The organism is Gilvibacter sp., from assembly GCF_965601605.1.
Classification (GTDB): Bacteria; Bacteroidota; Bacteroidia; order Flavobacteriales; family Flavobacteriaceae; genus Gilvibacter.
This window is the reverse complement of sequence record NZ_CBFCWJ010000024.1, coordinates 112,488-122,011: the sequence shown is the minus strand read 5'-3', so window position 1 is coordinate 122,011 and position 9,524 is coordinate 112,488. Positions and strand designations below refer to the sequence as shown.

Sequence of the window (9,524 nt, the reverse complement as noted above, 5' to 3'; positions counted from 1 at the left end):
GAGTTCGGTCAACTGATCTGCCTCACCATCTCCGTCCGTATCCGGTCCGAAGAGTTCAACGATACCAATAGAGCCTTCACCACCTTTTAGGTAGAGATAAGGTTCTCCATTGTCGGTATCTTGATCAGCTAAAAGCAGGTCAATAGCAGGACTGTAATCAGAATCAAATACATTGATGGTCTGTCCTTGGAAGTTGAAATCTATTTCATCTTCAACTGTAATGGTATCTGTAGTATCGCCATCATCATCGGTATCTGCCACATCAATCGCTGTGTAAGTGTACTCAATGGTCATAGACGCTTCTGTGATATCAAAGTAAAAAAGTACTCCTTCATCACCCAATGGAGTGATCTTAAAGTACATCCCTCTAAAGTAGTCTTTAAAGGCATTGTTGGAACTCAGCTCTGGAGAACCCTCCATGTCTAAGATCAACTCTTCCCAAAACTCTAACGGCAATTCCACGCGGAATTCAGGAGCAATAATTTCTTCTGTGTCCTCTCCTTCATCCAAGGTGATTGCTTCGGCAGATGGCAAAAAGCCCAAATCTTCATAGATCAATTCACCCAAAAAGCTTTCAAAAGTAGGCCCTTGGTCTGAAAAGTAATCCTGTGGATCTTCAAAACCAGAGTCCGGATCAAAATCCTGAAGGAAAAAGTTTGATCTGAAAATCTGCAATTGTACCGGTTGATCTCCATAAACAGAATCTAAAATATAAATGTTAGACTCGTCTGCAGTAATATCTAAAGTACTGAAGTATGGAATCGACAGAATCACCTTCTGAAATTCAGGTTCATCGTTGAAATTTGGCCCAGGCTGATTGAATTGCAGCTGGGTCAAAAGATTTGAAGTTGTGTTGCCGTAAACAGGATCTGTGTAAGACCCCAATTGATATGAAGACAATCCATTGGTTTGAACACGTGGTGTACGAGCCGTATAAGAGACTACCTGAGTATCCTCAAAAATGCTCGTCTCAAAGTTATTTCCTCCAATGATATTACCCCCAAGGGTAACTGAATCCTCGTCACAGGCAATGGTGATAGCACCTAACACCAAGGCCGCTAGAAACACGCGATAGGTGTTCAAGCTTTTCAATACGCTTTTCATAAATTTATAACACTTTGGAGTTGTAAAAGTCCAAATACGCTTCGGAAAAGGAATCCTTATTGTGAAAGTTTAACACTGGCTTATCCCATTTTTTAAGATAATCTTCCAATTCCTGAGGAATTTCTTCGGAGCCAATAATTGCGGCATCTGAGTGCGCAATCGCTACACGCATAATGCTGTTGTAATCGGCTTCGTTTAATTCTTCCAGGGCATCACCTTCAATTCCGTCGAACTTAACCTTCTCAACCATGGAACTATCTAACGTTCCATCAAAGCCGGTATTGTAAACGGAGGTCACAATCTTGCTGTTCTCAAAAAGTGGCTCTTCTTTATAGTATTGACGCAAGTAAAGCGGAAACAAAGAAGCCAACCAACCGTGAACGTGAATAATATCTGGAGCCCAATTGAGCTTCTTCACGGTTTCAATAACTCCCTTCGCGAAGAAAATCGCACGTTCGTCATTGTCTAGGAATAGGTTTCCATCTTCATCGGCAAAGGTTGCCTTGCGTTTGAAATACTCTTCATTGTCAATAAAGTAAACCTGCATACGTTCCTTTGGAATCGATGCTACTTTAATGATCAATGGCATGTCCATATCATTAATTACTAGGTTCATTCCGGACAAGCGGATCACCTCGTGTAATTGGTGGCGTCTCTCATTGATATTGCCGTAACGCGGCATAAAAATTCGAATCTGGCCTGAATTGTTGTTTACTAAACGGGGGGCTTCAAACGACATCGAAGAAATCTCGGTCTCCGGCAAATAGGGAATTACTTCAGAAGACACATACAAGATTCTTTTATCTTTCATACAGAATTGTTAATTAGTGATGTTTTTCAAAAACTTTGCAAAATTACGAAATTTTATGCAGATTCCCGCTAAACTCTTAATTTTGCGGGCTTTCTAGCAGCTACGTATGACACTTTGTACTTCTACATCGAGTTTATCGCAAACCCTAGCACCTTGGCGCAAGCAGGGAGGAAAGATCGGTTTTGTTCCAACCATGGGGGCGCTGCACGATGGACACGGTTCATTGGTCGCCCAAGCTTTGTCAGAAAATGACTGCATTGTGGTGAGTATTTTTGTCAATCCAACTCAGTTCAACAATGCTGCCGATTTGGAAAAATATCCGCGCCCTTTTCAGCAAGATTTAGCATTTTTAAATGCTATTGACCCTAAAATTGTGGTCTTTGCTCCAGAGGCGACAGATCTTTATCAGGGAGAAGTGCAATCCAAAGCTTACCGCTTTGGCCCAATCGCTTCAGAAATGGAAGGCCGTCACCGACCGGGACATTTTGACGGCGTAGGTACCGTTTTGAATTTGCTCTTCCGTGCCGTAGAGCCCACAAACGCTTATTTTGGCGAAAAGGATTTTCAACAATTGCAGATCGTTCGCAAGCTTGTGGAACTGGAGAAACTTCCTGTGAATATCATTGGGTGTGCGATTTACCGCGCGGATAATGGATTGGCCATGAGCTCTAGAAATCGCCGTTTGACTCCGGAGCAATTAGAAGCCGCTCCTTTTATCTTTAAAATACTAAAGCAGGCGCAAAAGGACTTTGAAAAAAAATCAATTCCCGCAATAGTTCGCGAGGCCGAAGCTGCTTTTGCTGCCCACCCTATTTTAGAGTTAGAGTATTTTGAGATCGCTGGAATTCACAATTTAAAAACCGCCTACAGAAAGCACCCAAGCAACACCTATCGCGCTTTTGTCGCTGCCTTTGCCGGAGAGGTAAGGTTGATTGACAATATGGGACTTAACTAGGGTAAAATTAATACCTTTACAGCATGCAAATTCACGTAGTAAAATCAAAGATCCATCGGGTAAAAGTTACCGGAGCTGATCTTAACTATATAGGCAGTATTACCATAGATGAGGATCTAATGGACGCTGCAAATATTGTTCAGGGAGAGAAGGTGCAGATCGTAAACAACAACAATGGAGAGCGTTTGGAAACCTACGCAATTCCTGGACCTCGCAATAGCGGAGAGATCACTCTTAACGGTGCTGCCGCTCGTAAAGTAGCTCCAGGAGACATCCTGATCCTGATCACCTATGCCATCATGAGCATCGAAGAAGCAAAAGAGTTCAAACCGGCATTAGTCTTCCCTAACGAAGAGAACAACCTCCTTCAATAGCACTTAAAATTTGAAAAAAGGCCTGCTTAAATTCCTAAAAATTGGAGTTCCAATAGGAATTGGAGTTGCTTTGATATGGATCTCTTTGAGCAAAATGGGGCCTGATTCCCGAGCCGCACTTTGGGAAAATATTAAAACCGCCGATCCTTTTTGGATTGGGGTTTCTTTATTGTTGGGCTTTGTCAGTCACTTTATCAGAGCATACCGCTGGAAATATTTATTGGAACCTTTGGGATGCCAGCCTAGATTGGCCAATAGCTTTATGTCCGTAATGATTGCCTATGTGGCAAATCTGGGAATTCCTCGTTCTGGTGAGGTCCTTAGAGCCGTGACTATTTCACGCTATGAAAAGGTGCGTTTTGAACAAGCTTTTGGTACCATAATTTCTGAACGTGTTGCCGATCTGATCCTTTTAATTATCGTTGTAGCTACCGCTTTCGGACTACAAAGCGGGAATCTGCTCAATTATTTTGAAAGTCAAAATGTAAATCCATTATGGGCCTTAGCCGCTATTGCAGTTGGTTTTATTGGGCTCATCGTGGGAATTAGGATCATTAAGAACAGTAAAAACCGTTGGATTCAAAAGCTCAACACCTTTTTGACCGGGATTTTAGAGGGTACCAAGAGCATCCTCAACATGAAAAATAAGGGCGCATTCATTTTTCAGACACTTCTGATCTGGGTTTTCTACGTCTTAATGTTTTGGGTGATAAAGTATGCCGTACCCAATATGGATGAAACTCCATGGGGAACTATAATGGTAGCTTTTGTGGCAGGTAGTTTTTCCATGTCTACAACCAATGGAGGTTTGGGGATCTTTCCCTATCCACTCATCATTGGCGCTGTATTTGCCTTTTCAGGAATACCTCAAGAACAGGGAGAAGCATACGGCTGGGTGATCTGGGGCTCACAAACTGTGCTCAATATTATCATCGGTGGTGCTTCCTTCTTACTGCTACCGATCTTCAATGCCAAGAAATAATTTTTTACCTTACGGGGCATAATTAACTAAGTCCCTTATCATGAAGCGTATTTTAGTACTGCTGCTTTTGGCAGTGAGCACCTCTGGAATGCTCCAAGCCCAAGTTGTTTATGAAGAGTTTGCCTCCGAACGTTTGGGGGAAAACCGAAAACTCAAAATTCAACTTCCCCGTTCTTACAATTCCGAAGAAGATAAAGTTTATCCAATAGTGATTGCTCTAGACGGCAATTACCTTTTTGAACCTGTCGCCGGTAATGTTGACTATTATTCCTACTGGGAAGATATGCCAGAAGCCATTGTGGTTGGTATTATGCAAACTGGTGATCAACGTTATGATGATTGTTATTACGATGACACTGAATTCTTTCCTGCAGATACGGGCGCGGCCTTTTTTGAATTTGTGGGGATGGAATTGATTCCATTTTTGGACGACAATTACCGAACGGCAAAGTTTGTTATTGCCGTGGGACACGACTTTACAGCCAACTTCATTAACTATTATTTGTTTAAGGAGCCGCCTTTATTCCAAGGTTATATTTCACTGAGTCCTGATTTAGCTCCGCTGATGGATGAACGTTTGGCAGAAAGACTTCCGAGTATTGAAGACAAGATCTTCTATTACTTGGCTACTGGAACCGATGATGTAAAAGACCTGATGGACATCTCTGTTGACCTCAATGAACGACTCAAGGTCATTGACAGTCCCAACTTGAAATACTACTTTGATAATTTTGACGGAGCTACTCACTATTCCTTAGTTGGACGTGCTATCCCTAGAGCCTTGGAGCAGATCTTTCAAGTGTATCGTCCTATCAGCAAGAAGGAATACAAAGAAGTATTGCTCAAACTTCCGGGTTCTCCTTACGATTATTTGATGGAGAAGTACGCGACCATCAAAGAGCTTTTTGGCTTGGAAAACACCATTCGTGTAAAAGATATCATTGCAGTTGCAACAGCTGCGGAGAAGACTCAGAAATGGGAAGCATTAGGCGAAATCGCCAAACTGGCCAGAAGTCAGTATCCAGATACGGTTTTGGGTGATTATTACTTAGCCCGTCACTACGAGGAAATGGGTGAACCCAAAAAGGCCATGCGTACCTATCAAGGCGCCTATGACAAGGAAGAGGTTGATTTCATTACTATAGACCTCATGCTAGATAAAGCCGACAAGATCAAAGAAGACTTTGGATGGTAAAAAAAGCCCTGCATTTGCAGGGCTTTTTATTTCTACCGCACCACAATTTGCGTTACCTGCCATGTTCCGGCAGTTTGATAGTGCAGCAGATAGGTAGCTTTGGGAAAGTTACTTAGATCAATTTCTATCTGATTAAATGGAGTTTCTGTACTCCAGAGTTCTCTACCCAACATATCGAAGAGTTTAGCCTCTGATATTTGAGCCTCATTATTTTGCAAGGTGATCATACCTGCAGTTGGATTTGGAAAGGCTTTTGCCTTTAAAACCCATTGAGACGCTGAAGGCTTTGTAAAATGCAATTCAAAACGATACGGATGATTGCCTTCATCGGCTAAAAAGTGATGGTCCTCTTTGGCAAGGTCTGTCCAAGTTCCGGTAACTGTATCGTATAAATAGGTTTGAGCTCGCGAGAGTTCTGATCCCTCTAACTGCTTTAAAGAGATGCTAAATTTTTGATCCCCGCGGAGCTGACTGGCAATTCCCAAATAGACTATGCGATCAGTGTCAAAAGCCTCCACTGCTTGAATACCGAGCTCCTCTGCCTCACGACCATGCGAGTAAATTGAAACATAGGTTGCCAAACGTTTTGTGTCATAACCCGGATCAAGATTGGAAGTAGCGGCGGACATGAAACCAACTAAGGCCGTGCTGCTGGTTTGAAACTCAGTGGCTTCTAATTGAACCCAAAGGCGATCCACAGCAGATGGTGTAAACTCAGAAGATCTGAGCGTATTGTTGTTGAAGTTTCTACGCATAGAATTACTGAACTGTGCCGTTCCTGCAGCTGTTGCCTTTATTGCAAAACCTTGACCGGATGCGATATATTGGTTAGGTACTAGCCCAGGCGATGAAGCCGCTGCAATTCCACCCGTCAAATTAAAGACAGAGACGTCTTCCATACTGTAGTTGAAGTTGAGATAACCAGGCAATCCATCACTTGGAGAGGTGTTGTGCTCCCATAGATAGATGGCATCAACCATAGCATTGGATTGAATAAAGTCAACCGCGTCTAGAGTGCTGGCGTAAGGATTACCCATCAAGTTGAAACTCGCTTCTTGAGTACCGTTGAAGACCACTGGAAAAGCGATATTTCCAGAATTTAAAGTTCCTTGACTGTAATTAAGGTCATAACTCATACCCGCTTCCGTAGGGGAAGCTTGAGGAAATACTAAATATCCCGTTCCGCTAATCAAGGGATCTGAAAGGCCTAAAAGCACACGGTCATCTCCGTTATCATCAATAAATACTTCTGCATCTGGAAAGGCCAATGCCACCTCAGGGTTTGGACTGAAGTTAGCCGCATTATGTCCATAGGCACGCCAAGCCGAAATGTAAACGCCATCTCGAGTTTCTCCGCTCACGGGGCTCGACATTAGCATGAAATCCTTGGCTGCTAAGACCGGTGTGGTCTTGCGTACATTGACTGTTCCGTTATTGATGGTCTGTGCGGCAGGATCTACTTGAACCACGGAACCTTCATGAGCAACATTCAAAGTGCCGTCTACTATAATATTGTTTGTAGTTTGCAAATAATCTCCCGCGGCTACATCCAAAGTGAATCCCACATTAATTGTACAATCACAAGCTGAGATACTACCGTTGGTAGCCGTGCTGTAATTATCAGCAATCACTGCGGAGGTTGCCTTATCTGGAGCACCCGCAGACCAGCTGCCACCACTCCATGTGGTTGTACCAGAACAACTCGGACTGCTGTCAGGAGTGACCATGACATCAAAAGTTCTGCTGGTTGCAAAAAGGGCTCGCTCACGAACGCGAAGCCACAATTCTTGCCCCGCACTTAAGCCAGTGAAACTGCCGTCATTTGCAAAACAGTCCAATTCTGTTCCGCCGCATCCATCATAAAGAGCAAAAATAACGGTGCTAGGTACGCCGGTGAGATCCAAAGAGCCATCCACAGGCATCTCAAAGGTATACCACACATCTAAGTTGTCATCGACAACCGTATCGCAGCTACCGTCTAAAGATTCTGTAGCACCTCTAAATTCTATCGCATAATTGATCGGGCTAACAGTACCTACAACCAAAGGCAATGCATCTGTACAATCATCATTTACAGCCGTTTCATAGGCACGAATGTTAAAATCCTCATCAGTTGCAAATAAGGCCCGCTGAGACATACGCAATACATAGGTAGTTCCTGAACTCAGGGAATAAAAGAATCCGTCATCTGCATCGCAGGCCAATTCAACTCCGCCGCAACTATCATAAAGCGTTCTGAAGATTGTACTTGGAATCCCTGAAATCTTAATGTTCCCGTCAACCGGCATGGTAAATTCATACCAGAGGTCTAATTGATCATTGATAGCCACCTCACAAGAACCGTCAACAGATTCCATGGCAGCTCTAAAATCCAGTGCTGTTGTTGTTGAAGCATCTGTGGTAACACCGATCATTTCACGATTGGAACATTCATCATTCGCAGCCGTTTCAAAGGCACGAATGTCGAAGGATTCTTCACTGGCAAACAAGCCGCGTTCTGCCATTCGTAATACATAGGTAGTCCCAGAATTTAGGTTGTAGTAAAAGCCGTCGTCGGTATCGCAACTGATTTCTACACCGCCACAACTGTCATAAAGTGTTCTTGAAACAGTATTGGGTATTCCTGTGATGCGGACATTTCCATTGACAGGCATGGTAAATTCATACCACAGGTCCAGGTTTGCATTTACTGCTGTTTCACAAGAGGATTCCAAGGTTTCTGTTGCCGTTCTAAAATCCATAGTTGTATTGGTCTGGGCTCCCGTGATTACTGTAATTGCCGTTCTATTGGCGCATTGATCATTAATAGCCGATTCAAAAGCTTGTATGTTAAATGACTCTACACTCGCGAAAAGACTTCGCTCAGACATCCGCAATACGTAGGTAGTTCCAGAATTTAGATTGTAGAAAAAGCCGTCATCTGTATCACATTCTAACTCCACACCCCCACAAGAATCATATAAAGTTCTAGAAACAGTATTAGGTATACCTGTAATACGAATATTACCGTTTACAGGCATGGTAAATTCATACCAAAGGTCGAGGTTGTCATTAACTGCAGTTTGACAGGAAGCATCCAGAGACTCAGTTGCTGCTCTAAAATCCATAGCCGTATTGGTAGTAGATGTTGTGGTGACTACAACCGTTTCTCTATCCAGACATTCGTCATTAGTAGCTGTTTCAAAAGCTTGAATATTGAACGACTCTTCACCGGCAAAAATGCTGCGTTCAGCCATCCGAAGGACATAGGTTGTTCCAGAACTCAAGTTATAGAAGAACCCATCGTCAGTATCGCAAGCTAATTCTGTTCCGCCACAGCTATCATAGAGCGCTCGTACCACAGTGTTGGGTATTCCTGTAATGCGCACATTTCCATTGACAGGCATGGTAAACTCATACCAGAGATCTAAGTTGGCATTTGCAATAGTCTCACATGAAGAATCTAAAGATTCTGTTGCCGCTCTGTAGTCCATTGTAGTATTTGTGGTTGAGGATGTAGTAACAACTACCGTCTCTCTATCCGCACATTCATCATTAGCAGCTGTTTCAAAAGCTTCTAACCTAAAATTGACCGTTCCCGCAAAGGTGTCTCTCTCCGAAAGTCGAAACACATAAGTGGTCCCTCCAACTAAATTGTAAAAGAATCCGTCGTCTGTGATACAGTCCAATTCTGTACCTCCACAGCTGTCATAGATTACTGATCTAACCGTGTTAGGTACATTGGTAACTCTTAAGTTCCCACTTACCGGCATGGTAAACTCGTACCAAACATCAAGGTTATTTTGAGTTCCAGTATCACAGGAGGCATCCAGGGACTCTGTTGCTGTTGAAGTATCTACAGTAAATTCATTAAAATCTCCAACTCCAGGGCTGATCGTAATTCGGTCGGCGCATTCGTCATTGACGGCTTGACCAAATAAACTACTAGCGGGGAGGACTAGTAATAAAAAGAGTAGTTTTTTCATTACACGCGGTTTAATTGAGTGCTCAAGCTAGCTGAATTCCACAGGGATAGCCTCATATTTTTAGTGAAGACCACCTTTTTTTTAGTGAATTACCACTCCCGAATAAATGTGGTGGAAAAAGATGTCTTTCTCAATTTC

7 protein-coding genes are annotated in these 9,524 nt (G+C 43.0%); 4 read left to right on the top strand and 3 right to left on the bottom strand.

Annotated elements, in window-relative coordinates:
- Both ACSLP7_RS06510 and ACSLP7_RS06505 read right to left on the bottom strand, forming a co-directional pair.
- Positions 1–1,104 (bottom strand): DUF4270 domain-containing protein (locus tag ACSLP7_RS06510; protein WP_435578554.1); only part of this gene is annotated, 1,104 nt, incomplete at its 3' end.
- A gap of 4 nt (positions 1,105–1,108) precedes the next feature.
- Positions 1,109–1,915 (bottom strand): glycogen/starch synthase, encoded by an 807-nt coding sequence (locus ACSLP7_RS06505; RefSeq protein WP_435578553.1) that lies wholly within the window; start codon positions 1,913–1,915, stop codon positions 1,109–1,111.
- 106 nt (positions 1,916–2,021) lie between these two features.
- On the opposite strand from ACSLP7_RS06505, the gene panC reads away from it, so the two are divergent.
- The 4 genes from panC to ACSLP7_RS06485 are packed head-to-tail and all read left to right on the top strand — an operon-like array spanning position 2,022 to position 5,421.
- Positions 2,022–2,870 carry a pantoate--beta-alanine ligase gene (panC, locus tag ACSLP7_RS06500; RefSeq protein ID WP_435578552.1) on the top strand — a complete coding sequence of 283 codons (849 nt, stop codon included), beginning with the start codon at positions 2,022–2,024 and terminating at the stop codon, positions 2,868–2,870.
- 23 nt (positions 2,871–2,893) lie between these two features.
- Positions 2,894–3,244 (top strand): aspartate 1-decarboxylase, encoded by a 351-nt coding sequence (panD, locus tag ACSLP7_RS06495; RefSeq protein ID WP_291182295.1) that lies wholly within the window; start codon positions 2,894–2,896, stop codon positions 3,242–3,244.
- A gap of 10 nt (positions 3,245–3,254) precedes the next feature.
- Complete coding sequence (locus ACSLP7_RS06490) at positions 3,255–4,226, top strand: lysylphosphatidylglycerol synthase transmembrane domain-containing protein (protein ID WP_435578551.1); 972 nt, start codon at positions 3,255–3,257, stop codon at positions 4,224–4,226.
- 40 nt (positions 4,227–4,266) lie between these two features.
- Positions 4,267–5,421: an alpha/beta hydrolase gene (locus ACSLP7_RS06485; protein ID WP_435578550.1), complete on the top strand. Its 1,155-nt coding sequence runs from the start codon at positions 4,267–4,269 to the stop codon at positions 5,419–5,421.
- A 32-nt stretch (positions 5,422–5,453) separates the two neighbouring features.
- Here ACSLP7_RS06485 and ACSLP7_RS06480 read toward each other — a convergent pair whose 3' ends face one another.
- Entirely contained in the window at positions 5,454–9,386 is a 3,933-nt protein-coding gene (locus ACSLP7_RS06480; protein WP_435578549.1) for a T9SS type A sorting domain-containing protein, read from the bottom strand.
- Positions 9,387–9,524 lie beyond the last annotated feature (138 nt).